At 61.5% G+C, this 25,351-nt stretch carries 28 protein-coding genes; 14 read left to right on the forward strand and 14 right to left on the reverse strand.

Annotated features, from left to right (window positions below):
• Positions 1 to 9 precede the first annotated feature (9 nt).
• From bchL to B7Y43_RS09575, 11 genes are read left to right on the forward strand one after another with little or no spacing between them, the layout of a single operon-like run.
• On the forward strand, positions 10 to 900 hold the full coding sequence (bchL, locus tag B7Y43_RS09525) for a ferredoxin:protochlorophyllide reductase (ATP-dependent) iron-sulfur ATP-binding protein (RefSeq protein ID WP_374131409.1): 891 nt from the start codon (positions 10 to 12) through the stop codon (positions 898 to 900).
• Positions 897 to 1,586: a magnesium protoporphyrin IX methyltransferase gene (bchM, locus tag B7Y43_RS09530; protein ID WP_374131410.1), complete on the forward strand. Its 690-nt coding sequence runs from the start codon at positions 897 to 899 to the stop codon at positions 1,584 to 1,586. The genes bchL and bchM overlap by 4 nt, the downstream gene beginning before the upstream one ends.
• Positions 1,583 to 3,001, forward strand: a complete 1,419-nt coding sequence (locus B7Y43_RS09535; RefSeq protein ID WP_374131411.1) for a BCD family MFS transporter — start codon at positions 1,583 to 1,585, stop codon at positions 2,999 to 3,001. Before bchM ends, B7Y43_RS09535 begins: the two co-directional genes overlap by 4 nt.
• A 23-nt stretch (positions 3,002 to 3,024) precedes the next feature.
• The gene (gene puhA / locus B7Y43_RS09540; protein ID WP_374131412.1) at positions 3,025 to 3,795 is read left to right on the forward strand and encodes a photosynthetic reaction center subunit H; all 771 of its coding nucleotides are present in this window, start codon (positions 3,025 to 3,027) and stop codon (positions 3,793 to 3,795) included.
• Positions 3,792 to 4,445 (forward strand): photosynthetic complex putative assembly protein PuhB, encoded by a 654-nt coding sequence (puhB, locus tag B7Y43_RS09545; RefSeq protein WP_374131413.1) that lies wholly within the window; start codon positions 3,792 to 3,794, stop codon positions 4,443 to 4,445. The genes puhA and puhB overlap by 4 nt, the downstream gene beginning before the upstream one ends.
• Positions 4,442 to 4,930 (forward strand): photosynthetic complex assembly protein PuhC, encoded by a 489-nt coding sequence (gene puhC, locus B7Y43_RS09550; protein ID WP_374131414.1) that lies wholly within the window; start codon positions 4,442 to 4,444, stop codon positions 4,928 to 4,930. The genes puhB and puhC overlap by 4 nt, the downstream gene beginning before the upstream one ends.
• Positions 4,927 to 5,223 (forward strand): hypothetical protein, encoded by a 297-nt coding sequence (locus B7Y43_RS09555; RefSeq protein WP_374131415.1) that lies wholly within the window; start codon positions 4,927 to 4,929, stop codon positions 5,221 to 5,223. Before puhC ends, B7Y43_RS09555 begins: the two co-directional genes overlap by 4 nt.
• On the forward strand, positions 5,220 to 6,284 hold the full coding sequence (acsF, locus tag B7Y43_RS09560) for a magnesium-protoporphyrin IX monomethyl ester (oxidative) cyclase (protein WP_374131416.1): 1,065 nt from the start codon (positions 5,220 to 5,222) through the stop codon (positions 6,282 to 6,284). The genes B7Y43_RS09555 and acsF overlap by 4 nt, the downstream gene beginning before the upstream one ends.
• Positions 6,281 to 7,072 carry a DUF3623 domain-containing protein gene (gene puhE / locus B7Y43_RS09565; RefSeq protein ID WP_374131417.1) on the forward strand — a complete coding sequence of 264 codons (792 nt, stop codon included), beginning with the start codon at positions 6,281 to 6,283 and terminating at the stop codon, positions 7,070 to 7,072. The genes acsF and puhE overlap by 4 nt, the downstream gene beginning before the upstream one ends.
• A gap of 21 nt (positions 7,073 to 7,093) precedes the next feature.
• Complete coding sequence (hemA, locus tag B7Y43_RS09570; protein ID WP_374131418.1) at positions 7,094 to 8,314, forward strand: 5-aminolevulinate synthase; 1,221 nt, start codon at positions 7,094 to 7,096, stop codon at positions 8,312 to 8,314.
• A gap of 28 nt (positions 8,315 to 8,342) precedes the next feature.
• Positions 8,343 to 9,086, forward strand: a complete 744-nt coding sequence (locus B7Y43_RS09575; RefSeq protein WP_374131419.1) for a DUF4336 domain-containing protein — start codon at positions 8,343 to 8,345, stop codon at positions 9,084 to 9,086.
• A gap of 13 nt (positions 9,087 to 9,099) precedes the next feature.
• Here B7Y43_RS09575 and B7Y43_RS09580 read toward each other — a convergent pair whose 3' ends face one another.
• The 12 genes from B7Y43_RS09580 to B7Y43_RS09635 all read right to left on the reverse strand — a co-directional run bounded on the left by B7Y43_RS09580 (position 9,100) and on the right by B7Y43_RS09635 (position 21,687).
• Positions 9,100 to 9,522 (reverse strand): hypothetical protein, encoded by a 423-nt coding sequence (locus tag B7Y43_RS09580; protein WP_374131420.1) that lies wholly within the window; start codon positions 9,520 to 9,522, stop codon positions 9,100 to 9,102.
• A 52-nt stretch (positions 9,523 to 9,574) separates the two neighbouring features.
• Positions 9,575 to 11,644: a S9 family peptidase gene (locus B7Y43_RS09585; RefSeq protein ID WP_374131421.1), complete on the reverse strand. Its 2,070-nt coding sequence runs from the start codon at positions 11,642 to 11,644 to the stop codon at positions 9,575 to 9,577.
• 138 nt (positions 11,645 to 11,782) lie between these two features.
• Complete coding sequence (gene pufC, locus B7Y43_RS09590; RefSeq protein ID WP_374131422.1) at positions 11,783 to 12,901, reverse strand: photosynthetic reaction center cytochrome PufC; 1,119 nt, start codon at positions 12,899 to 12,901, stop codon at positions 11,783 to 11,785.
• Positions 12,898 to 13,872 (reverse strand): photosynthetic reaction center subunit M, encoded by a 975-nt coding sequence (gene pufM / locus B7Y43_RS09595; RefSeq protein ID WP_374131423.1) that lies wholly within the window; start codon positions 13,870 to 13,872, stop codon positions 12,898 to 12,900. The genes pufC and pufM overlap by 4 nt, the downstream gene beginning before the upstream one ends.
• A gap of 14 nt (positions 13,873 to 13,886) precedes the next feature.
• Positions 13,887 to 14,711 (reverse strand): photosynthetic reaction center subunit L, encoded by an 825-nt coding sequence (gene pufL / locus B7Y43_RS09600; protein ID WP_374131424.1) that lies wholly within the window; start codon positions 14,709 to 14,711, stop codon positions 13,887 to 13,889.
• Positions 14,712 to 14,861: 150 nt separating this feature from the next.
• Positions 14,862 to 15,050 (reverse strand): light-harvesting protein, encoded by a 189-nt coding sequence (gene pufA, locus B7Y43_RS09605; RefSeq protein WP_374131425.1) that lies wholly within the window; start codon positions 15,048 to 15,050, stop codon positions 14,862 to 14,864.
• Positions 15,051 to 15,065: 15 nt separating this feature from the next.
• On the reverse strand, positions 15,066 to 15,290 hold the full coding sequence (gene pufB, locus B7Y43_RS09610) for a light-harvesting protein (RefSeq protein ID WP_374131426.1): 225 nt from the start codon (positions 15,288 to 15,290) through the stop codon (positions 15,066 to 15,068).
• 136 nt (positions 15,291 to 15,426) lie between these two features.
• Complete coding sequence (gene bchZ, locus B7Y43_RS09615; RefSeq protein WP_374131427.1) at positions 15,427 to 16,872, reverse strand: chlorophyllide a reductase subunit Z; 1,446 nt, start codon at positions 16,870 to 16,872, stop codon at positions 15,427 to 15,429.
• 139 nt (positions 16,873 to 17,011) lie between these two features.
• Positions 17,012 to 18,448 (reverse strand): chlorophyllide a reductase subunit Y, encoded by a 1,437-nt coding sequence (bchY, locus tag B7Y43_RS09620; protein WP_374131565.1) that lies wholly within the window; start codon positions 18,446 to 18,448, stop codon positions 17,012 to 17,014.
• Between the two features lie 95 nt (positions 18,449 to 18,543).
• On the reverse strand, positions 18,544 to 19,527 hold the full coding sequence (locus tag B7Y43_RS09625; RefSeq protein ID WP_374131428.1) for a chlorophyllide a reductase iron protein subunit X: 984 nt from the start codon (positions 19,525 to 19,527) through the stop codon (positions 18,544 to 18,546).
• Positions 19,524 to 20,453, reverse strand: coding sequence for a chlorophyll synthesis pathway protein BchC (gene bchC, locus B7Y43_RS09630; RefSeq protein ID WP_374131566.1), 930 nt, complete (start codon positions 20,451 to 20,453; stop codon positions 19,524 to 19,526). The genes B7Y43_RS09625 and bchC overlap by 4 nt, the downstream gene beginning before the upstream one ends.
• 103 nt (positions 20,454 to 20,556) lie before the next feature.
• Positions 20,557 to 21,687 (reverse strand): methyltransferase, encoded by a 1,131-nt coding sequence (locus tag B7Y43_RS09635; protein WP_374131429.1) that lies wholly within the window; start codon positions 21,685 to 21,687, stop codon positions 20,557 to 20,559.
• Positions 21,688 to 21,760: 73 nt separating this feature from the next.
• Between B7Y43_RS09635 and crtD the strand changes: the two genes are divergently transcribed.
• Positions 21,761 to 23,329 carry an NAD(P)/FAD-dependent oxidoreductase gene (gene crtD / locus B7Y43_RS09640; RefSeq protein ID WP_374131430.1) on the forward strand — a complete coding sequence of 523 codons (1,569 nt, stop codon included), beginning with the start codon at positions 21,761 to 21,763 and terminating at the stop codon, positions 23,327 to 23,329.
• A gap of 122 nt (positions 23,330 to 23,451) precedes the next feature.
• Positions 23,452 to 24,162, forward strand: coding sequence for a hydratase (locus tag B7Y43_RS09645; protein WP_374131431.1), 711 nt, complete (start codon positions 23,452 to 23,454; stop codon positions 24,160 to 24,162).
• Positions 24,163 to 24,339: 177 nt separating this feature from the next.
• Here B7Y43_RS09645 and B7Y43_RS09650 read toward each other — a convergent pair whose 3' ends face one another.
• Positions 24,340 to 24,468 (reverse strand): hypothetical protein, encoded by a 129-nt coding sequence (locus B7Y43_RS09650; protein WP_374131432.1) that lies wholly within the window; start codon positions 24,466 to 24,468, stop codon positions 24,340 to 24,342.
• A gap of 83 nt (positions 24,469 to 24,551) precedes the next feature.
• Positions 24,552 to 24,824, reverse strand: coding sequence for a hypothetical protein (locus tag B7Y43_RS09655; RefSeq protein ID WP_374131433.1), 273 nt, complete (start codon positions 24,822 to 24,824; stop codon positions 24,552 to 24,554).
• 171 nt (positions 24,825 to 24,995) lie between these two features.
• Here B7Y43_RS09655 and B7Y43_RS09660 point away from each other — a divergent pair, with 171 nt between their 5' ends.
• Positions 24,996 to 25,250 carry a GIY-YIG nuclease family protein gene (locus tag B7Y43_RS09660; RefSeq protein WP_374131434.1) on the forward strand — a complete coding sequence of 85 codons (255 nt, stop codon included), beginning with the start codon at positions 24,996 to 24,998 and terminating at the stop codon, positions 25,248 to 25,250.
• Positions 25,251 to 25,351: the final 101 nt, after the last annotated feature.

Genomic DNA, 25,351 nt, shown 5'->3' on the forward strand with positions numbered 1-25,351 from the left:
AACAAACACATGGCCCTTCTCGACCCACCAGTTCGCGGCGCCGACGGCGAAGGCTCCGTCCAGGTCCGCATGGACCCCGCCGACCGCATCGGCAATGCGAAGGTCTTCGCGGTTTATGGCAAGGGCGGCATCGGTAAGTCGACGACCTCGTCGAACCTGTCCGCTGCCTTCTCGCTGCTCGGCAAGCGCGTGCTGCAAATTGGCTGCGACCCCAAGCATGACAGCACCTTTACCCTCACCAAAAAGCTGATGCCGACGGTGATCGACGTGCTCGAAACCGTCGAGTTTCATGCCGAGGAACTCCGCCCAGAAGACTATATGTTCGAGGGCTATAACGGCGTGATGTGCGTCGAAGCGGGCGGCCCGCCCGCCGGCACCGGCTGCGGCGGTTATGTCGTCGGCCAGACGGTGAAATTGCTCAAGCAGCACCATCTGCTCGAAGAAACCGACGTCGTGATCTTCGACGTGCTGGGGGACGTAGTGTGCGGTGGCTTCGCCGCCCCCTTGCAGCATGCCGAGCGCGCGGTGGTGGTTGCCGCCAATGATTTCGACAGCATTTTCGCGATGAACCGCATTGTTGCTGCCATCAAGGCGAAGTCGAAAAACTATGACGTCCGCATGGCCGGCGTGATCGCCAATCGTTCCGCCGCGACCGACGAGATCGACCGTTTCAACGAGGCCACGGGCCTGAAGCGCCTCGCGCATTTCCCAGACCTCGACGAGATTCGTCGCTCGCGGCTGAAGAAGTGCACCTTGTTCGAAATGCCCTCGTCGCCCGCCGTCGATGCAGCCTGCCTCGAATATAAGCGGCTCGCCGCCCAGCTTTGGGCCGGGACCGATCCGCTTGAAGCGATGCCGATGAAGGACCGCGATATTTTTGAATTTCTGGGGTTCGAATGACGCAGACAGCGACCTATTCTGACTATCGCGGCAAGCTCGAAACCTATTTCGACAAGACCGCGAGCAAGGCCTGGGAACAGCTGACCAGCGATGCGCCGGTCAGCGGCGTTCGCGCGACCGTGCGGGCCGGTCGCAATGAAATGCGCGATACCTTGCTGTCGTGGCTGCCCGCCGACATGACCGGCAAGCGACTGCTCGATGCTGGTTGCGGCACCGGTGCGCTGGCCGTGGAAGCAGCGCAACGTGGCGCAGAAGTCGTCGCGATCGATGTCGCTGGCAGCCTGGTCGAGATCGCCCGCAAGCGTGCGCCAGCGGAGCTCAACATCGATTGGCGCGTCGGCGACATGCTCGATCCGTCGCTGGGTCGGTTCGACCATGTCGTCGCGATGGATTCGCTCATCCACTACAAAGCGTTCGACATCGTCGAAGTGCTGCGCAGCCTATCGGATCGCACCAGTGGATCGATAGTCTTCACCTTCGCGCCACAGACTCCGCTGCTGATGGTCGCGCTCGGCATGGGCCGGCTGTTCCCGAGCAGCGATCGCTCGCCTGCGATCATCCCGGTCCGTGAACGGCTGATCCGTACCTTGATCAAAAACGCAATGCCGACCGCCGAACTTGGCCGGGATCGCAAGGTTTCAGGGGGATTTTATACCAGCCATGCCCTGGAGGTGTTGACGGCATGAAGGCTGGCCGCACGACTCAGTTCTGGATGCAGGCGGGCACCAAATTCCTGCCTTTTGCAGATGCGGCGACCAAAGAATTGCCGCTCAGCCGCTTGCTGCGCCTGTCGCTGTTCCAGGTCTCGGTCGGTATGGCCGCTGTGCTGCTGACGGGTACGCTCAACCGGGTGATGATCGTCGAACTTGGCATGTCGGCGTCGGTCGTTGCGGCGATGGTCTCGCTGCCATTGTTATTCGCGCCGCTGCGCGCGCTGATCGGCCATAAATCGGATAATCACCGCTCGCTGCTCGGCTGGAAGCGGGTACCCTATATCTGGTTCGGGACGCTGCTGCAGTTCGGCGGATTTGCGATTCTGCCTTTCGCGCTGCTTGTCATGTCGGGCGGTGGCCAAGGCCCTGCGTTCAGCGGCCAGATTGCGGCCGCATTGGCGTTTCTGTTCATCGGCGCCGGCATGCACACCACGCAAACCGCTGGCCTGGCGCTTGCCACCGATCTCGCCACCGACGAAACCCGGCCGCGTGTCGTCGCGTTGCTTTACGTGATGCTGCTGCTCGGCATGATGATCAGTGCATTGGTTTTTGGCCAGTTGCTGAAGGATTTCTCCGCCACCCGGCTGGTCCAGATTGTGTCGACGGTGTCGGTGCTGACGGTGGTGCTCAACATCATCGCCCTGTGGAAGCAGGAAGCGCGCAACCGCGCGGCGACGACCGAGCGCGGCAACGCGCCCAGCTTCAAGCAGGTTTGGAAGATCTTCATTGCCCGCCCCAAGACGATGCGGCTGCTGGTCTCGGTGGGCCTTGGTTCGGCAGCGTTCAGCATGCAGGACGTGCTGCTGGAGCCTTATGGTGGCCAGATTCTGGGCCTGTCCGTGGGCGCGACCACGTCGCTGACCGCGCTTTGGGCGCTCGGGATGCTCACTGGCTTTTCGCTTGCCGCCCGCGCGCTCAGCAAGGGGGGAGAGCCGCATCGGCTGGCCGGCTTCGGCGCGACTGCCGGTATCGGGGCCTTTCTGTTCGTTATTTTCGCTGGACCGATGGGTGTGCCCGCCTTGCTGGCAATTGGCGCGACGATCATCGGCTTTGGTGCTGGACTGTTTTCGGTCGGCACCCTCACTGCGGCCATGAGCATCTCCGATGAAGGACATAGCGGCCTTGCGCTCGGTGCCTGGGGCGCGGTGCAGGCGACCTGTGGTGGCCTCGCGATCGCGATCGGCGCTTTTGCGCGGGATCTGATCTCGTCAGCGGCAACGGCGCGCGAACTTGGTGCAACGCTGGCAGCACCGACGACGGGCTATGCGTTTGTCTATTGCTTTGAAATTTTGTTGTTGTTGGCGACTCTGGTGGCACTCGGGCCGCTGGTTCGTGGTCGGGAAGCCAAGCCCGCACCACGCTTCGGCCTTACCGAATTCCCCATTTGACGGATATGTGAAGGATAGTTCTGATGCACTTACAAGTCACACAAGGGATCGACGTGGCGCTGATCGTTCTCAACGCCTTTTTCCTCTTTTTCCTGGGGTTGGTCATCTATCTGCGCCGGGAGGATCGCCGCGAGGGCTACCCCCTGGAGCATGAGCTGACTGGCCGACTTGAAGGTGAAGGCGGGTTGATCCTGACCGCACCGACCAAGAGCTTCAAGCTGCCCTTCGGCCATGGCACTGTCACCGCCCCCACCAAGGGCCGTGAGCCTGTGCAGGTGCCCGGCGCGCGCAAGTCCGATTGGTTCGCAGGTGCCCCGATCGAGCCAACCGGCAACCCGCTGGTCGATGGCGTCGGCCCGGCAGCCTTTGCTGAGCGCGCCAAACGCCCCGATCTCGATTGGGAAGGCCATGCCCGCATCGTGCCGCTGAGCACCGCCGAAGGCTTCTTCCTTGAACGCAAGGATGCAGACCCACGCGGTTATGCCGTTGTCGCTTATGATGGCAAAAAAGCAGGCACGGTCAGCGATATCTGGATCGACAAGGCCGATCGCATGATCCGCTATCTCCAGGTCGATACCGGTGCCCGCCAAGTGCTGATGCCGATGACGGTCGCCTCGGTCAGCCGTTTCCGCCAGACTGTCACCACCACAGCGATCACCGCTGCCCAGTTCGCCGATGCCCCGGCCATCGAAGGCACTGGCGTCATCACCCTGTACGAAGAGGAGCGCGTTCAGGCCTATTTCGGCGGCGGCTATCTCTATGCGACCGCCGATCGTTCGGAGCCCCTGATATGATGACGGAATATGAAATGGAGCCGGTTCCGGGTCTGCCGGGCCTGCTCCCCAAGGGCGAGACGATCATCTGGCAGGGCGCGCCCAATTGGCGCGTGCTGGCCCGGACGGCTTTTCACACCGGCACGGTTGCCGCCTATTTCGCTGCGCTGACGGTATTCGCCCTTGGTGCAGCGCTGTGGCGCGGGGTTGAAGCCCCATCTGATCTGGCCGGCGTTGCAATCACCATCGGCGGGATGATCGTTGGCCTGGCGCTGCTGCACCTGCTCGCCTGGGCCGTGGCACGGTCGACGATCTATACGCTCACCGATCGTCGCGTTGTGCTCCGCTTCGGCGTTGCGCTCCCCAAGTGCATCAATCTGCCGCTCGGGATTATCGGTAATGTCGATCTGCGCCAACGCGCAAACGGCACCGGCGATCTGGCGATTAAGCTGAACAGCGAACAGCGGCTTGGCTATGCGGCACTGTGGCCTCATGCCCGCGCCTGGCATTATGTTGAACCGCAGCCAATGATGCGCGCTGTGCCCGATGTCGATGCCGTTGCGACGCTGCTCGCGCGCGCCTGCCTGTCGATCCAGACCGACGGTCGCGTCGTCCCCATTGAAGCCGCCGCGCGTCGCGCCCAGGCAGAAGAACAGGCAGTCGCCGCATGACCACCGCCCCGCATTCCCATCATGTTGACGTTCCCAAGGGCGCGCTGATCATGGCCGGTTTTCTGGTGGTTTCGTCGATCGCGATCACTAGCGCCGCGCGAATCATGCAATTGCCGCCCGCGGCATCCCCCGTGCTGATGCGCGCAGAACAGAAAGTGGCACCCATCGCCAGCCGCCAGCTGCGCTTTTCCGATCGCGCCGATGGTGCGGTGGTGATTGAGGATGTCACCACTGGCGGCACGGCATTGTTGCTCGAACCCGGCACCAATAGCGGCTTCATTCGCGGCGTGATGCGCGGCCTTGCGCGGGAGCGGCGCATGCAGGGCATTACCTCCACACCGCCATTTGATCTCACGCTGTGGAAAGACGGCGAATTATCATTGACGGATACCGTTACAGGGCGTTCAATCGAGCTTAATTCCTTTGGATCGACGAACCGTGCAACGTTCCTTGATCTGCTCACCCGCCCGGAGACTGCCCGGTGATAAGCTTTTCGCGGACACGGTTTGACACACCGTGCCGGATCGAAATTGAAAACAGCCACGAGCATTTTCACGCGCATGTCGAACTTGACGGCGGCGTTGCAATCAATCCGGGCGACAAGGTGCTGGTGCATGGCGATCCGATCATGATCCCGTTCGGCCAAAGCGCGACGTTTGACCGGATTGCGACGGTCGAGCGCGCCACCGCGATCGAACGGCTCTGGACCAAATTCGCCGGTCATTTTGAAATGACCGAACTTTATGAAGTCAGCTTCACGCCGCGGAGGACCGTATGAACGCCGTCACACCGATCAAGGCTGCGCCAGATACGATGGCGATTGCCAAGGAAAACACGGTGCTGAGCCCGCGTTTTTACACCACCGATTTCGTGGCGATGGACAAGATCGACGTCACGCCGGTTCGCGCCGAATGGGATAAGCTGATCGCCGAAATGGTCGCTGATCCCAACAAACTGCATTTCAAGCGCACCAGCCAGTTTGACGGGGTGATCGAAAGCCTCCCCGATGGCCTGCGCGAAGAATTCATCGATTTCCTGGTGAGCTCGCTGACTGCAGAATTTTCCGGCTGCATCCTCTATGCCGAGATTCAGAAACGCGCCAAAAACCCCGATATCAAGCAGCTCTTTCGCCTGATGAGCCGCGATGAGAGCCGCCACGCCGGTTTCATCAATGATACGCTGAAGGATGCCGGGATTGGCGTCGATCTCGGCTTTCTGACCAAGACCAAAAAATACACCTATTTTCGCCCGAAGTTCATTTTCTACGCGACCTATCTATCTGAAAAAATTGGTTATGCGCGTTATATCACGATCTTCCGGCATCTCGCGCGCCATCCCGAACTGCGCTTCCACCCGATCTTCAATTGGTTCGAAGAATGGTGCAATGACGAGTTCCGCCATGGCGAGGCCTTTGCGCTGCTGATGCGCAACGATCCCAAGCTGCTCACCGGTCTCAACAAGCTGTGGGTCCGCTTCTTCCTGGTCGCCGTTTATACGACGATGTATGTTCGCGATCATAATCGCCCGCAATTCCACAAGGCGCTGGGCATTGATCCCAAGGATTATGATTTCCAGGTCTTCCGCGTTTGCTCGGAAATTACCAAGCAGGTCTTCCCCATGACGCTACAAACCGACAGCCCTGCCTTCCGCGCCGGGCTTGAGCGGATGCGCAAGATTGCTTTGGCAATCGACGATGCCAAAGCGCAGGGCGGGATCATCGGCGCGATCAAGAAAATCGGGTTGGTCGGCGCGGCTGGGGTCAACTTCGCCCGCCTTTATCTGCATCCAGTCGACAAGAACGCACTGCCCGCCAATGTTCGGCTGGTGCCCGCCTGGTGACCATCCCGCCGCTCTTTTTTGCATTGTTGATGTGGTTCATTGGCACGGGCGCCGTGGTGTGGCTCGATAGCCGACCGCAATCGACCTTCAAGACGAGCCACCGTCTCGCCGGGCTGGTCGCGATGATCGCCATGGCGGTGGTGTGGTGGCAGAGCGGTGATACCAGCTGGTCGGGTGCCTATGTTGGCTTTGCCGCGGCGATCCTGATCTGGGGCTGGCATGAAATGGGCTTCCTGATGGGCTTCGTCGCCGGCCCGCTCAAGACTCCCTGCCCCCCTGGCCTTGTTGGCTGGGACCGCTTCAAGGCAGCGACCAACACTGTGATTCATCACGAAATCGCGATCGCCGCCAATCTGCTGCTGCTCGTGGCGATCACTTGGGGCCAGCCCAACCAATCGGCACCGCTCACCTTCGCTTTGCTCTTTGGCCTGCGGCTCAGCGCCAAGTTCAACCTGTTCTTTGGCGTGCCGAATTTGAGCGACGAGATTTTTCCAGCGCATCTGGCCTATCTCAAAAGCTATTTCGGTAAAAAGTCGATCAGCGCGCTCTATCCCATCTCTGTGATCGGCTGTGCCGCCACAGCGATCTGGGCCTGGGTAAGCGCTGAAGCAGCACCAGCCGCGAGTGGCCCGGCAGTGACCGCCACGTTGCTCGCGGGGCTTGCGGCTTTGGGGTTGGTAGAGCATATTTTCCTGGTACTGCCAGTTCGCGATGCGAAGATGTGGCGCTGGGCTTCAGCGTCTAAGCCGGCGCCACCAAGTGCGGCAAAAGCCGCCATAATAGATTAGGATTTCGGGGAGGGGTATTTGATGGACTATGAGGCATTTTTCCAGGCCGAGCTCGATACGCTCAAGGACGATGGCCGCTACCGGACCTTCGCTGAGCTAGAGCGCAAGGCTGGGGCCTTCCCGCGCGCGAAACATCATACCGAAGACGGCGTGAAAGAAGTCACCGTCTGGTGTTCGAACGATTATCTCGGCATGGGCCAGCACCCTGCTGTGCTCGCCGCGATGCACGACACGCTGGACAGCTGTGGCGCGGGTGCAGGGGGCACGCGCAACATCTCCGGCACCAACCATCATCACGTGCTGCTCGAAGCCGAACTCGCCGATCTGCACGGCAAGGAAGCAGCGTTGCTGTTTACCTCGGGCTATGTGTCGAACTGGGCGGCGCTGTCGACGCTTGCCGCGCGACTGCCGAACTGCGTAATCTTCTCCGATTCGCTCAACCATGCCTCGATGATTGAGGGCATGCGCCACAGCCGCGCCGAGTGCCACCGATTCAAGCATAGCGACCCCGCCGATCTCGACCGGCTGCTCAGCATGGTCGAACCCGGTCGGCCCAAGCTTGTCGCCTTCGAAAGCGTCTATTCGATGGACGGGGATATCGGCCCGATCGCGGAAATCCTCGACGTTTGCGAAAAGCACGGCGCGCTTTCTTATATCGATGAAGTCCATGCCGTTGGCCTTTATGGCCCACGCGGCGGCGGCATTGCCGAGCGTGAAGGCCTGATGGACCGGATCGACGTGATTGAGGGCACGTTGGGCAAGGCGTTCGGCGTGATGGGCGGCTATATCGCAGCGTCGAAGAATCTGTGCGATTACGTCCGCAGCTTTGCCAGCGGTTTCATCTTCTCAACCGCGCTGCCGCCCGCCATTGCCGCGGGTGCCTGTGCCAGCATCAAGCATCTGAAGCGCAGCTCGATCGAGCGCGAGCGCCACCAGGAGCGCGTCGCCCAGGTTCGCCGTCGGCTCGACGCTATCGGCATTCCGACAATGGAAAACCCCAGCCATATCATCCCGGTGATGGTGGGCGATGCGCACAAGTGCAAGATGATCAGCGACTGGCTGATGGAGCATCACGGCATCTATGTGCAGCCGATCAACTATCCGACCGTACCTGTCGGCACGGAGCGGCTGCGCATTACGCCTTCGCCCGTCCATACCGATGGCGATATCGACCGGCTCGTCAACGCGCTGTCCGAAATCTGGTCGAAATGCGAACTGGCCCGTCGGGCAATGGCGGCCTGATTCTTTCGTCTGGCCGGGGTCTGCAACGATGAGCAGCCCCGGCTATCGACCATATCAGCCACAATCACAGCCGCTACGGCTCGACGAAAATCTGTGGATCGTCGACGGACCTGAAGTTGGGTATCGGCTGGCAGGACTGACATTGCCCTGCCCCACCCGGATGACCGTGATCCGCATCGGTGGGGCGTTGTGGCTTCACTCCCCATGTGATTTCAGCGCCGCGCTTGCAGCACAGCTGGCGGCTTTGGGCGAAATTCGCTGGATCGTCGCCCCCAACAGCTTCCATTACACCCATATTGCCGACTGGGCGGCGGCCAACCCGCGTGCCGAATGCCATTTGTCGCCTGATCTGCCACCACGCTTCACGACGCTACCCAGCCCTGCCCACGCATTGGGTGACGCCGCGCCTGCGGCCTGGGCTGAAGAGATCGACCAGATTCAGGTTGATCTTGGCGGTTTTATCGAAACGATCTTTTTCCACCGGCCGACGTCGACCGTGATCGTGACTGACCTGATGCAGAATTTTGAGGCCGATCGCGTCGTCAATCCGATCACCCGCCTGATCCTGCGCGCCGGCGGCTCGATTGGCCCGGGCGGCAAGACCTCAATCGACATCCGTCTTCCCGCACGCCGCCATCGGGATCGCGTGCGCGCTGCCGCGGTGCAAATGCTGGCATGGGCGCCCAAACGGATCATCCTGTCGCACGGCAAATGCTATGACGCGAACATCCCGGCAGAGATCAACCGCGCCTTTCGCTGGGCGACCGGCTGATCCGGTATTCGAGTCAATGGGTGACGCGCGGCTGCGGTCGCACCTGCCGCAGAGAGAGGCGCTGCATGGCCAATCCCGCCAGCCCAGCGATCGGCACCAGATAGCCCAGATACACGATATGATACCAAGCCGGATAATCCGCCCAGACCCTTAAGAGATGGATTGGAAGGGAGATCGCCAGAAGTATACCGCCCAGCAGCCATGCCGCCCGCCCATCTCTGGCAACGATTGTCGTGACGCAGCCAGCCACCGCCGTGCAGAGCGCGCCAACCGCCAATCTCGCCACCAGCATGGCCAAGCTATAGGCCTTTGTCGGCTCTGCAGCGGCATAGTCAGGCCAAAAACTGCGGGCAGCCGCATTCCCGGTTTGAGCGATGACCACAGCGACCAGACACCCGGCCACCAAGCTGGCGGCGGTCCGCACGATCCTGTTCATGGCAACTCCTGTGCTTGATCGGAAGGCACAAAAACCCGGCCGCAAGCCGGTTTCAATTCGCCTTCGGCTTTACCCGATATTTCTCGAACCACGCCAGGATCGCCGACGCCTTTGCCGCCGATTGCGACGGTCGCGCGGTAAACCCGCCATGGCTTGCGCCAGGCAATTTCACCAGCGCCGTGGGCACACCGCGGATCTGCAACGCGGCATAATATTGCTCCGACTCGCTAACCGGGGTTCGATAGTCCTCAGCGCCCACCACCACCATCGTCGGCGTTTTGACATTGCCGACCAGGCTGAGAGGTGATCTGTTCCAATAGGCCATTGGGTCTTCCCACGGCTCCTTGCTGAACCAATAGCGCGAGGTGAAGCCGGTATTGTCCATCGTCAGCGCCTCGCTGATCCAGTTGATCACCGGCTTTTGCGTGGCTGCAGCTTTGAAGCGATCGGTCTTGCCGACGATCCATGCTGTCAGCACGCCCCCGCCTGACCCACCCGTCACGAACAGATTGTCGGGGTCCGCCACGCCCATCGCAATCGCGGCATCGACCGCCGCGATCAAATCGTCATAGTCACCGCCGGGATATTTCTTGTCGATCAGGTTAGCAAAGCCGGCACCATAAGAGGTGCTGCCGCGCGGATTGACATACAGCACGGCATAGCCGCCCGCCGCGTACAGCTGGACATCCGTGGAGAAACTGGGGCCATAGGCGCTGTGCGGCCCGCCGTGAATCTCCAGGATCAGCGGCACGCGCCGCCCCTCAACATAGCCGGGCGGAGTCGCGAGCCACGCCTCGATCGCGGTGCCATCGGGCGCGCGCAAATTCATTTGACGGACCGGCGCCAGCGTCTTGCGCGCCAGCATCGCTTCATTGAGCGCCGTTAGCCGCGTGCCCGCCCCGCCATTGCTGACATAAACATCCGCCGGATGCGCCGCTGTGCCGCCGCTATAGGCAATCCGTCCGCCATTGGAGACAGAGAAGCTGCCGCCAGAATAGGGCCGGTCAAGCCCGCCGCCCGCCAGCCCACGCACAACCGTCGTCACCCGCCCGTCCAAGCTGACCCTGGCCACTTGTTTGACGCCATGATCGTCATAGGAAATGATCAACGAGCGGCTATCCTTGGCCCAAACCGCCCCATCAATGCTGCGATCGAGCCCGGCGGTCAGCGTGCGTGCGCCGGTCCCGTCGATCGACATCACCGAAAGCTCATCATTGGCATTGCTTGCCCGCTTGTCGGCATAGCCAAGCCAGGCGATCTGCCGGCCATCCGGCGAGACCACCGGCGCGAAATCGGGTCCATAGCGGCTCGTAAGCGCCGTCACACTACCACTGGCGACATCCACGGCGTAGATCTCGCTATTGTTCGGCTCGCGCTCCCAATCGGCCGATCGCACCGCGCCAAACAGGATGCGCTTGCCATCAGGCGTCCAGGAAAGGGGGCCCGCGTCATTCACCGCGCCAAAGGTGAGCTGCTGTGGCGCGCCACCATCGGCGGGGACCAGGAAGAGATGATCATAACCGGCCTTGATATTGCCGCCGCCATCAGCGCGGTAGGTGACCCGGTCGATCACCTCCAGCGGTTCGGCCCAGGCAGCGCCCTCGGGCTTGGCCGGGGCATTGCCGAGCTTGGCCGGCGCGCCGGGCACGGTCATGACAAAGGCGATACGATCCCCGGCGGGCGACCAAGCAAGGTCGCTTGGGCTATCCGGCAAGCCGGTGATGCGCGCGGTTTCACCAGAACCAAGCCAGCGCACAAACAACTGCGGGGCCTTGCCGTCCACTGCTGACACAAAGGCAAGCCGACGGCCATCGGGCGACCAGCGCGGGCGGCTATGATTGCCTGGCCCAGCGACCAGCGGCGATTGGGCCCCCGTGCGGGCATCGACCAGCCAGATCGTCGAGCGCAACCGATCGGTCATGATATCGGCACTTTGGCGCACATAGGCGATTACGCTGCCGTCGGGGCTGATCTGCGGATCTGCTGCCTGTTCAAGAGCAAACAAGTCTTCGCCGGTGAAAAGACGGTTGGGACCTGCAGGCACGGCTGCGGCATCTTGCGCAATCGCTGAAGTCGCTGGCAGAGCGGTGGTGATCAGCAGCAATGCGAGCATCGAACGCATAAAAAATCCCCTGAAATTAATCAGGGGATCGTCGCCTGCCACACGGGCAATCGCAAGGAAATTCAACTGCGGCCTCGGCGCTGCAACACCTTGCGCCGGAAAGCTGCCCCGCCCCGTTGCCGGGGGCGGGGCCAGCAATCATTGGCCAGAGGCTGGTGCCGCGACGTTACCGTCGGCAGCCGCTGTCACCGGTGCGGAAACCGTCGGTGTTGCCGCCGGCAACGGCACCGCCGTTGCCGGTGCCGCTGCGGTTGTCCCCATCAGTGCCGGATAATCCTTCACCATGCTCACCCCACCCAGCGGCTTGTTGAGGCCCTGGTGGCAGGTTGTGCAATTCGCCTTGAGGACATCGCCATAAGGCCCCTTGCGGTTGGCCGGGAAAACCGAGGCAAGTGACGCAATATACTTGTTGTTGATCTCGCCAACCATCCGGATGCCATACCAAGCGCCGACACGCTGCGGCCGACTGTTATCCCAGCTCGAGAACGAGTCTGTGTTATGACAATAGGTGCAATTGACGTTCAGCGCCGAAGACATGTGCATCATCAATGCATAAGTCTTTTCGGTCTTGGCAATCGACGGCCCAGGGGTCGGCCCGCGCAACGCGCTGGCGCTCTGGACGCGGATGTTATTCTTGGCGCCAAGATAGGTCGTGAACGGATCATAAGGCAGCGACGTAAAGGCAACGGTTGCTGCTGGCGTGTTCTGCCCATGCTTGTTGCTCATCGTCCGGATCGGCGTACCTGCCGGTGCATCCGCCATTGCCCAGACATTTTTGGGGACGGCATTGCCCTTATGGCAAGTATAGCAGGTGACGCCCGTTTCCTTGACGTGCGGCTTCCAGTTCTGGTTGATGTTGATCGTCATCTGCAACATCCGCCGGGCGACAACCTTGGTATAGACTTCGTCCGACGCCATGTTTTCTGGATTATGGCAGTAATTACAGCCCTGTTCCGGTGGTGCGATCCAAGTGGTGATCGCGGCCATCAGATGGTTGAACTGTTCCGCGCTGACATTGTTCAGCACCTTGACGTTCTGATAGGTTTCACCGGCGCGGGGCCCGCTATCATCTGGCGTCTCATAGGGTGGCGCGGGCACCGGCTGGTCGACCAGCCGGTTGACAGCGGTGATCTGATCACCGCCAGTGCCACGAAAGCCCGTTTGCTCGATCTTTTTGGGGCCGATCTCGCAACCGGTAAGCACCAGCATGAGCGATCCAGCCAGAGCTGCTTTGGTAATGGTGGCGACGCGGATCATTGCGGTGCTCCCGGCAGAGTTGCTGGATCGACGACACCGGTTGAGGGATAAGCAGGCGCATAACCATGCTGCTGAGCCCAGAGATACCAGTTATCAACGACAGTGCCCGTCAGCAGAATGCCGATGCCGCCCGTAAGCGTTGTCAGCACTGCAAACCACCAGGCCCAGCGGTGGATCGATTCCATCGTGGCGTTGAACCCCATCGTCCAGCGCCAGAACAAGGCGGCGCGTTCGGATGCAGTACCACGATCGGTGATTTGCTCAATTTCACGCTCACCGCCATACCGACCAACGGCCAGGATGGTCGCGCCGTGCATCGCGAACAGGAGCGTCGACCCATAAAGGAAGGCGATCGAGAGCGCGTGGAACGGGTTGTAAAAGAGGTTGCCGTAGCGGATCGAGAAGGCGGCGGTCCAATCCAGATGCGGGAAGATCCCATAAGGTACCGCTTCGGACCAGCTGCCCATCAGCATCGGCCGAATGAAACCAAGCACCAGCATCAGCCAGATCGCGCTGAGGAACGCCCAGGAGACATGGGTGCCCATGCCAAGCGCGAGCGCCCGGCGATAGGTCCGTGCCCACCAGAGCAGCACCGAAGCGCTGAAGAAAAAGCCGGTGATGATGAACCAGCCCCCTTCAGCGAGCGGCACCATTGGCTGGAAACCATATTTGGGTGCAGGCGGCTCAAGCGACAGCCAGAAGAGCTGGCGGACGAACTGGATGGGACTCCAGCCGACCGAGGCCAACATGTTGAGACCGATGATCTCGAAAGCGATCAGGCCAAACAGCAGCGAGAGCGTGCCGAGCCAGCCGAGATAAATGGGGCCGATCTGCGCATTGCCGATCTTGCCCAGCCAATAAAAGAAGCCGCCGGTATTGCTGCGGATTTCGTGGGGATCGTTGGTGGGCGGGCCCATTTCGGCCGGCCCGCGCAACTGCACCTGATTAAAGATATTCTGATAGGTTGCCATGTTGTGTGCTCCCCTCAAGCCCAGATCGGCAGATTGAGCCACCACGTCCACCATTCAGGCCAGCCGCGCGTCCATAGCGGGCCACTGATGATGATGCAGATAGCACTCCAGAAGCCCGCCGAAAGCGCGAGGAACAAGCCGACACGGTGAATGCCGAGCGTGCCGACCGAGTAACCGATCGTGTCGCGGAAAAAGGCGTCTTCATATTCGGGCGACTTCACATCTTCACCCTTTTGCGGGTTCACCGCAGAGAGCACCAGGCCACCATGAAGTGCCAGCGCCAGCGTCGTCGTGAAGAAGAAGCTGACCGCAATCATATGGGCCGGATTATAATGGAAGTGCAGATATTGGTAGCCGGTGTTCGACACCCAATCGAGATGGCTGAAAATGCCATAAGGGAAGCCGAAGCCCCATGCCCCCAGCAAGAACGGCCGGATCACCACCAGGCTGACATAGGCAAAAATGGCGAAGCCAAAAGCGATGGGCACATGATAGCCCATGCCCAGCTTTCGACAAATCTCCACTTCGCGCAGCGCCCAGGAACAAAACGCCCCGATCGCGCAGATCGTGATGATCTGCCACAGGCCGCCCTCCTTTAATGGGGCGAAGCCAAGGCCATAACTAATGTCGGGCGGCGCAATGCTGATCAGCCACGGGTTCCAGGTCGGTCCCAGTGAGGCGCCATATAGGATCAGCGCGGTGCCGAGACTGGCGAAAAACGCCGTCGTGACGCCGAAAAAACCGACATAAAAGGGGCCGATCCAGAAATCGAACAGGTCACCGCCAACCAGCGTGCCCCCCCTCACCCGATATTTCCGCTCAAAGCTCAAGAGTGCCATGGAACAGCTCCTTCACCCGTCGGTCTTCGGCGGGATGGCATGAATTCATCGTGTTGAGGACTGGACGGACCTGGGCGCTTGCACGCCAATCAGGTCACGTCCGCCTCAACTGTCAACTTCGTGACAATCGAGTTGTCACTGCACGTTTTGTCAGGACGCCGCCGGTGCCGGGGTCACTGCCGCTGCGGCCGTCGCTGCAGGCGGATTTGGTGCTTCGAGCCAATTATAGCGATTGGTGCTCAGCAGGATGAAATGAATCAGGATCGCAAGCGTGAACAGAAACACTGCCAGCGCCGTCAGGACCCTGCGCGGATCAAAAGTTACCCACATTCTCCACATGGCATATTCTCCTTATTAAACGCTAGCCGAGTGGATCGGCGCCTGGGCGGGAACCACGAGCGCGGTCTTGGCATCATAGCCAGGCGTGCCCGGGAACCATGGCCGCCACTGCCAAACGAGGAAGTGGGCAATGATGGCCACAATGGTGAAGAACCCCATGCTGACCACGAACAGCTTGTGAAATTCTTTCGCTTCGTCGGGCGTCAGGTAGGTACCCGGCCCCATTCTATCGTCGCTCATTTCGTTCGTTCCTTCATCTTCGTTCGACCCGGCGAGATCAGGCGCGCGGCACGCGTCCCCCGACGGCATCCACGCAGCGCGAAGCACCACGAAGATTGGTTTGTCCGCATGCTGCGGAAATTGGTGTGCAGAGCCGTCATCCGCCCCTGCTTTCGGTAATCGCGTCGGCCAGCCGCGCTGCGCTCACCTTGTTCTCGCCCGCCCGTCGCGCGCCGCGCTCAGCAGCGTCACGAATGCGTTTGGCAGCGGAAATACGCACCAGTACCGGTTCACGCTCGACAACCGCGTCAAGCTCGGCCTTGGCCTCGTCTTCCCACATCAGCTCACGTTCCATCCGCGCCGGGGTCGCTTCGACCTGGTCGAGCTGGCCAGCCAATGGAATGATATTGAACAGCGCATCGAACAGTGCGTTGCAGACTTCCTGGATCAGGTAAGTCGCGCCCGAATAGCCCATATAGGGTGTGCCGGTGTGACGCCGGATCGCGGCCCCTGGGAAGGAAACGGGCACGTAAATGCTCCGCCCACCCGTTTCGGCCAGATACATCCGTTCGTTATAGCTGCCGAACATGATCAGCGGCGGATTCGTCCGGATCGCCTCAAGCACGGCGGCATTATCGGGCTTCACCCCCGCCGTCCGGCGAAAGGAGAAATTGCACGGTAGCCCCATGTCGCTTTCAAGGAAATTACGGATGCCGCGTTCATAGGTTTCCGTCGCCACAACAGCGAAGCTCGCGGTCGCGAAAAAATCCTGCGTGACCGAGCGCCACAAATCCCAGAGGGGTTTGATGGTCGTATGCTTCTCACGCTCAATGAACGGCTCGGGATCTAGCCCGGTCAGCTCGCCGAGCTTGCGCAGGAACAATGTCGTGCTTTCCAGCCCGATCGGTGCCTGCAGATAGGGCCGCTCAAGCGCTTCACACAGCCCGCGCCCGAATTCGCGGTACATGCAAACATTGACATGGGCGTTGGCGAGCTTCTTGACGTCAGCCAGGTGACTGCCGAGCGGGAAGACCATGTTGATCTGCGCGCCAATGCCCTCAACCAGTCGCCGGATTTCGGCAAGGTCGGACGGCATATTGAACGTGCCATACATCGGCCCGATGATATTGACGCGGGGCTTTTCGCCCTCCCGCAATTCCTTCAGCGTCGGCACCTTCTTCGGCCCGAACTGCGTCCAGAGCCAGGTCAGCGCGCGGTCGCCCGATTGCCACTGATCCTCATCGATCGTGCGCGGCAGGAAGCGCTGAATATTGGTGCCTTCCGGCGTAACGCCACCGCCGATCATCTCGGCGATTGACCCCGTCACCACCACAGCGGGCAGATCAGGATCAAGCGTCTTCCACGCCCGCTTCATCGCGCCTTCGGTACCGTCGCGGCCAAGTTCCTGCTCGCCAAGTCCTGTGACAACGATCGGCAATTCGTGCGGCGGCAGGCCGTCAGTATAATGCAGCACTGAGGTAACCGGCAGATTTTCGCAGCCGACGGGGCCATCAATGATGACCTGCAATCCCTTGATCGCAGTGAAGGCGTAGACCGCCCCCCAATAGCCGCCGGCGCGGTCATGATCGAGAACGAGCGTCATAATTCCTCCCCGTTTACGGGGAGGGGGACCATGCGCAGCATGGTGGAGGGGGCGGGCCGCAAGCGTTGCGCGAAGAGGAAAACCCCCTCCGACGCTTCGCGCCACCTCCCCGTCCCGGGGAGGATTGAGTTGAGGCCCATCATGTGCCGATATGCTCCTCGGCCTTGGCCATCGCGATCCGCTTGGCGGCGTATTTCGCTTTGAACTCGGGGCGATCCTCAGGCGTGTTTTCCCAGATGCCCGCGGTATGCCCAGTGCCAACGCCGTCAAAAAAGGCGGTCATCTTGTCCATCCGGCTCTGATTGGCGAGCGCGGCATTGACGACCATCGCCAGGCTCCCTGCCCCGGCCGGCCCCATCAACGGGCGCGCTGAGATCAGATTGGTGAAATAGAGCGATGGGATCGATTTCTGCTTGGCATGCTGCACCACCGGCGTGGTGCCAATCGCCAGATCGGGGCCATATTCCCCAATCGCCGCAATATCCTGTTCCAGGCTTGCGCGATACTGGACTCGACAGCCATGCGCTTCCAGCCATTCCCGGTCCGGATCCGACCAGCGCGTGCGCGGCGCTGCGGTGCCGACATAGGGCACCTCGGCACCGCTTTCGATCAACAGCCGGGCGACCAGCAGCTCGGACCCTTCATAGCCCGACACCGTAATCCGCCCCTTGATCGGCTTGGCGGCAAGCGCCCCGGCGATGGCGGGCAGGAACTTGTTCTTCGATGCGTCGATCTTGTCCTGCGCAATGCCACAGGCGGCACCAATTGCGTCCAGCCAGGCCGCAGTACCGTCGCGCCCGACCGGAGCCGAACCGACAACACTGCGTCCCGCCGCCTCAAACTCGCGCACGCTGGCGGTATAGAAAGGATGAATCGCCGCAACCACAGCGCAATCCAGCGCCGAATAGAGCTCGCGCCATTCACGCGTGGGGACGACCGGGCCAGCGGCCAAGCCCAGCGGTTCAAGCATGATACCGATGCCGGGCGGGTCGGCCGGGAACATCTCTCCCAACAACGTTACTGTCGGGCGATCAGGCCGTTGTTTAGGCGCGGCAACCGGGCCAAGCTCGGCTTCCTTGCGCGCATAAGAGAGCATCGCGCCTGCCAGCACATCCTTTGCCTCAGCATGCGTCGGCACGCCGAAACCGGGCACGTCAATGCCGATCACCCGCACACCGTTGATCTGATCAGGCAGCAATTGCAGCGGTACGCCAGAGGCCGTCGGCACGCAGAGATTGGTGACGATGATCGTGTCGTACAGCGCCGGATCGGCGAGATCGTGGACCGCTTCGCGGATATCCTCGAACAGCTTGCCCGTGACGAGCGTTTCGGAACTGAACGGCACATAACCCACGGTCCGCCGCGCGCCATAAAAGTGCGACGTAAAGGTCAGCCCATAAACGCAGCAGGCCGAACCCGAGAGAACAGTGGCGGTCCGGCGCATGCGAAGGCCAACCCGAAGCGACCCAAACGCCGGGCACATCGATTGCGGCTGATCATGCGGCCCCTTGGGATAATCCGCCGCATAGCGCTCCAAAACCTCGCTCTTACCGGCCTTTGACGCGGCCTCATGCATCGTCTCGGCGCCAGCATGGCAACCGGCACCCTGCGCTTCAGCAGCGCTAAGGTCGATGCGATCAGTCTCGCGGGAGGGGTTTTCCAGATCCACTGTCAAACCGCGTCGTAAACGACTTCGAGGGAGGGCTTCACGACGAAGTCGACACCGCGCATATCGGCCTGGCTGGCGGGCTTCAGCGTGAAATCGGCGCCCGTCACATCGGCGCTGAACAGGTTGAGCAAGCCATCCTGATCGAGCGGCGTCGGGCGCAGCGGCGGCGCTTCCGCCACGTTGATCGCCAGTTCTTCAAACAGGCTCGCCCATTGGCCACCGGGCTTGCCGATGATTTGATAGTTCGCGCTCTTCTTGCGGATGTCCTCGTTGGCCGGGATCGCGGTCAGCACTGGAATGCCGACCGCCTCGGCAAAGGCATTGGCCTCGCCAGTGCCATCATCCTTGTTGAGGATCATGCCGGCGACGCCGACATTGCCGCCCATCTTGCGGAAATATTCGACCGCCTTGCAGACATTGTTGGCGACATAGAGCGACTGCAGGTCGTTTGACGCGACGACGATCACCTTCTGGCACATGTCGCGCGCGATCGGCAGGCCGAAGCCGCCGCAGACAACGTCCCCCAGGAAATCGAGCAGGACGTAATCAAAGCCCCATTCGTGGAAGCCGAGCTTTTCCAGCGTCTCGAACCCGTGGATGATGCCACGCCCGCCGCAACCGCGACCGACTTCTGGCCCGCCCAGCTCCATCGCAAACACACCGTCGCGCTGGAAGCAGACGTCCTCAATGCCAATTTCTTCGCCCGCCAGCTTCTTGGCCGAGCTCGTCTCGATGATCGTCGGGGTTGATTTGCCACCGAACAACAGGCTGGTCGTATCGCTCTTGGGATCACAACCGATCAGCAGCACGCGTTTGCCCTGCTGCGCCATCATGTAGCTGAGATTAGCGAGCGCGAAGGACTTGCCGGAACCGCCTTTGCCGTAAATGGCAATGATCTGCGTTTCCTTGGTCACTTCACCGGTGTGGACCGGATCGGGCTCCTGGTTCGCCTCGTCGCGCAGCGCGCCTAGGTCGAGCATCGTCATTCACTTCTCCAATCGAGTACCATTTTCAGGCATTCAGGATCGCCAAAAGCGGCAGGATAAGCTTCGGTGGCCTCGCCAGCCGGGCGCACATGCGTCACCAGCCCGCCAAGGCTGAGCGCACCGCTATCAACGAGCTTTGCGGTGGCGCGCAGATCGTCGATCACGAATTCAGTGGAAATCCGCAGCCGCGCTTCGCGCATAAAGGCCGGCGGAAACGAGAAGGTCAGCTTGTCATAGAAACCGGCGAGGACAATCTCGCCGCCCTTGGCGAGCCGTGAAATCAGCGAATCAAGGATGCTGCCCGCGCCGCTTGCATCGCAGATCGTCTTGTAATCCTTGCGCTCGTCCTCTGACGGATCGATCACGCGATAGCCGAAATCGCCAATCCGGCGTTCGGCGGCGGTTTCCCACACCGTCGGCGGCGGCGCCCCGCAGGCAACCGTGATTCGCGCGATCAATCGGCCCAAAATGCCATGTCCAACAATCAGTTCGGGTGCGGCACCCCCGGCAATAGCGTGATAGGCAGTCGCGGCCAGCGCGATCAGAATGCCCGCTTCGCCCAGCGATTCGTCAACCGGCATCGCTCGAGCCGCCGGCAGGATGACTCGGCGCGCCGTGCCGCCAAACAGGCCGCGAGCGTGCGTGTAGCAATTGGCACCCGGCACAAACACCCACTCACCGATTCGCGATTGCGCTTCTGCGCCGGCATCGATCACGCGACCAACGGATTCATAGCCAGGAACAAGGGGATAACCCATGCCGGGAAAGGCTGGCATCTTCCCAGACCAGAGGAGTTTTTCAGTGCCGGAGCTAATGCCGCTCCAGGCCACTTCGACCAGCAGATCGCCCGCCGTCATTGGATTAAGCGCCATGCGACGCAACGAGAGCGTCTCAGGTGCCTCCAATATAACCGCCAGCGTTTCCACCATTTACTCCCCTGTTGATGCTCTCAACTGACTGGTTCGGGCATCACGAGTGTCACACTATATGGACACTTTTTATTGTCAACTGTTCTGGACGCTTTGTGCGTCAACGACTCGCTACAATCGCACTTACGGTCAGCGGCAGGGGGGTTGCGACGTTGCTGGTGGCGCTGAATCCGGCTTGCCGCAGCATCGCGGCGATCGCCTTCTTGCTGCGTGGCCGGCCCGATCCCATGGCCCAGAGATACATGCCGAAATAGCCATCCCCTGCGGCCTCAGCCCCCGGGGTTTCGGCCATCGGCTCGGCAATCAACAGGCGCCCGCCCGGCGGCAGCGCGGCATGGATGTTGCGCAGCAATTGCAGGGCTGGCGCATCATCATGATCGTGCAGCACGCGAATGAGGGTGACGAGATCATGCCCGCCGGGCAGCGAATCAGCCAGGAAGTTGCCGCCATGGATCGTCACGCGCGGGCCATGACCTGCGGCATCAAGCGCCCGCCGCGCGCGTTCGCCAACGGCAGGCAGATCAAACAACGCCAGCTCAATCCCCGGCACCCTTGCGGCGACCGCTGCAATAAACGCCCCCTGCCCGCCGCCAACGTCAAGCATCCGCCGGTGCCGCCCAAACCCATAGCTGTCGATCACATGGGTAGCGATCAGCGGCTGGGATGCGGCCATCAGCCCGGAATAGGCCGCCACTTGATCACCGTCCCCCTGCCCTTCCGATTCGGCATAGGTCCAATAATTTGAAAGCTGCCCGCCGCCTGCGCCACGCCGCAGCAACGCAACGGGATCAGCAAGATCGGCATAAAGCAGCCGGTGATGCGCCACCATTTCGGCAATGCCGCCATTGCCGCGCAGCGCCGCGCCCTCTCCGCCCAGCGCCCAGCGATCCTCAGCAATCCGCTCGACCAGCCCGATCGATGCGGCTGCGCGCAGCAACCGATCGGTGCCCTCGATTGGGACATCGATTGATACGGCAATGTCCGCCAGATTTCGGGCGCCATCAGCCAAAAGATCGAGTAGGCGCAATTCGATACTGGCGGCGATCACTTGCGAATAGGTGAAGCCCGCCACGCGATCGAACATGATCCGCGCCTTGCTCCGCACGATCGGCCGGGTCAGTGGGAAGCGGGCGGCAAAGCGCTGGAAACCCGGATCGGCAAGCACGCGATTGCGCGCCGCCACCCAGCGTTCCCGCCAAGGGCTATTGTCTTTGGTTCTGGACAGTTTCATATGTCCAAATAGTTGGACGGTTGATGGGGGTGCGTCAATCGACTTAAATTCGCTCAACCGAAGAAAGGCCGGCATGCAGCGCGAAAGGGTCATCGTGATCGGCGCCGGTGTGGGCGGGTTGACCAGCGCCGCCCTGCTGGCTGCACGCGGCTTTGACGTTACGGTGCTCGAAGCGACAGCAGCCCCTGGCGGTAAGATGCGCCAGGTCGATTCGGGCGGCGCGCAGATTGACGGTGGACCAACCGTTTTCACGATGCGCGACGTGTTTGACGCCATCTTTGACAGCTGTGGTGCATCGCTCGACGATTACCTCACGCTGACCACATCAACCACGCTCGCGCGCCACGCCTGGGGCAATGATCGTCTCGATCTGTTCGCTGATCGCACCGCGAGTGAAGACGCCATCGCCGCCTTTGCCGGCCCCCAAGAGGCAGCGGGGTATCGGCGCTTTTGTGCCGAGGCGAAACAGATCTTCACCTCGCTCGACAAGCCGTTCATGCGCAGCCAGCGCGGCAGTCCGACCCGGCTCGCCTGGGAAATGGGCAAGGTGCGGTTTGCAGACCTTCTTACTACGCGACCGTTCCAGACGCTGTGGGCCTCGCTCGGCGACCATTTTCGCGATCCCCGCCTGCGCCAGTTGTTCGGGCGCTATGCCACCTATTGCGGCTCCTCCCCGTTTCTCTGCCCCGGCACGCTGATGCTGATCGCTCATGTCGAGGCGCGCGGTGTCTGGCTGCTCGACGGCGGCATGCATGCCCTTGCCCGCGCGCTGGAGCGGCTGGCGGTGGAGCGTGGCGCGCAGTTCCGGTACAATGCCCCGGTCGCGGAGATATTGGTCGAACACGGCCGCGCCGCTGGCGTCCGGCTGGCGACAGGTGAACGCCTGACCGCCCATTCGATCGTTTGCAACGCTGATCCGTCTGCCATTGCCGATGGCCGCTTCGGGGCTGCAGCACGCGGCGCGGTGACCGGGATGACGCCAGCCCAGCGATCACATAGTGCGCTGGTGTGGACCGCACATAGCAAGACGAGCGGCTTTCCGCTGTCGCACCATAATGTCTTCTTCTCGGACGATTATCCGGCCGAGTTCGACGCGCTCGCCGCCGGCAAGCTGCCGTCTTACCCCACCGTCTATATCTGCGCGCAGGACCGCGACGATCAGGGCGTTGATCGGGGTGGGGGGCCATCGGGGCGCGAACGTCTGCAGATACTCGTCAACGCCCCCGCCAATGGCGACGGGCCAGGATTTACCGAAGCGGAGATCGATCAATGCCAATCGCGGATGCTGGAGATTACGGGGCGGGCGGGCCTATCACTGGAACTGCCCCCAGCAGCAACGGTGCTGTCGACTCCGGCAACGTTCGAGGCCCTGTTTCCCTCGACGGGTGGAGCCCTTTATGGACGGGCCTCGCACGGATGGGCGGCGTCCTTCCGCCGGCAAGGCGCCCGGACACTGATCCCTGGCATTTATTGCGCGGGCGGGAGCACCCATCCGGGCGCGGGCGTCCCGATGGCAGCGCTCAGCGGCGGCCATGCCGTCGATATCCTGCTCAAGGACCACGGTTCGATGTCGAGGTCGATGCGAACGGCTATGCCTGGTGGTATATCGACGCCTGCAGCGACGACGGCCGCTTCGGCCTGACAATCATCGCCTTTATCGGCAGCGTCTTTTCGCCCTATTATAAGCTCAGCGGGCGTCGCAGCCCGGAGAATCACTGCGCCATCAATGTCTCGCTGAACGGCCCGCGCGGCAATGCTTGGGCGATGACCGAACGCCCCTGGCACCAGGTCCGCCGCGATGCGGATACTTTCCAGGTCGGCCCCAGCGGCCTGCATTGGGACGGCGATTGCCTGGTCATCGACATCAACGAAACCTCGGCCCCTTTGCCCTATCCGGTGCGCGGGCAGGTCCGAGTTTACCCGGAGATGATCGGCACCACCGGCTTTTGCCTCGATGCGGCGGGAAAGCACCGCTGGCACCCCGTAGCGCCGCGCTCGCGCGTCGAGGTCGACATGGCCAACCCCGGCATCAGCTGGAACGGCAGCGGCTATTTCGATTCGAACTTCGGCGAAGAGGCGCTCGAGGACGGCTTCAACGACTGGCACTGGTCGCGTGCGCATCTGAAGAACGATGTCGCCGTGCTCTATGAAGGCACGCGGCGAGACGGCACGCCGTTCGATCTGGCGCTGAAGATGGACCGCCAGGGCCGCTGGACCGATGTCGCAGCGCCCCCGTCGCTCCGCCTCCCCCGCTCCGGCTGGATGATCGACCGCCTGACTCGCGTGGACGCTGGCCACAAGGCCAAGGTGACCAAAACCTGGGTCGATGCCCCTTTCTACGCCCGCTCCGCGCTCGACACGCGGCTGTTCGGCGAGGATGTGCACGCGGTGCATGAGAGCTTGTCGCTAGGGCGGTTCCGCTCGCCGATCGTGCAGGCGATGCTGCCATTCCGGATGCCACGGGCGATTTATTGAGAGATTAGCGCCACAAACGGTGCTGCCAACAACTAAACCCGTTCGCCCTGAGTAGGGGCTGAGCCTGTCGAAGACGCGTATCGAAGGGCAGTGCCCCGAACGCTGTCCTTCGATACGCCATTTCGACAAGCTCAATGGCTACTCAGGACAAACGGGTCTCGCTAGAAGGCTCGCCAGCTATGTCTCGCCGTCATCCCTGTCGCGCCGGATCGAGCGCGTCGTCGCCCAATATTGATAGGCAAGGAAGAGGATAACGCCGCCGAAGACGAGGCCCATTTCGAGCAGGCCCATATGGTCGTGGATCATAGGTAGTTCCTGAACAGGATGGCGACGCTGGTGGGCGTTTTACGCGGTGACGCTACGAATTGCGAATGGCGGGGATTGCGTGGTTAGCGGTCATTCTCATTGACCACCGTCGCTTCGCCGATGAAGCCGCCCTCCCAGAGGTAAAAGTGACCCGCGTTGCGTATGAGTCGGACAACCTCATCGTGAGAGAGGAAATAAAAGCCCAACCGGCGTTTCTCGCCCGGCAAAAGGTTGTCGCCACCGAGAATAGGCCACGCATCGTAGCCTGTTAGCGGCTCCGCCTTTGACAATACGCAGGGACACCCCCAGCCCGGATAGGCTGGCCCTTTCCGACCGCCTTCGACGGTTTCGAACATCCGAACGTCCGCAATGAGGTGTGGCGTCTGGGTGCGCAGGAAGTCGGCTCGATCCATTAAGCAATGGTGGCCGGCGTCGGCTATGTCCGCAAGTGGGCGAATCCCGCTCCTTCCCCCCCCACTCGTCACCCCGGGCTTGACCCGGGGTCCCGCTTTTCTCATCCGACGGAGATGGAGCGCGAAACGAAGGGCGGCTGGGTTTACATCATGGCCGATCACTATCGGGGCACGATGTATGTTGGCGTTACCTCCCACCTCGCCGCACGAATCGATCAGCACCGATCTGGCGACGGTTCTGATTTCTGCGCGAGATATGTGCTGACCCGGCTCGTCTGGGCCGAGCGCGGCGACGATATCCTTGCCTGCATTGAACATGAAAAGCGCGTCAAACGCTGGCGACGCGAATGGAAATTCGCGTTGATTTAGCAAGGCAATCCTGACTGGCTGGATCTTTTCGACATGCTTGCTTGAGGAAGAAGCAGAAGAAGAAGCGGGACCCCGGGTCCAGCCCGGGGTGACGATGTGTT

It is taken from the genome of Sphingomonas sp. 28-62-20, from assembly GCF_002281505.1.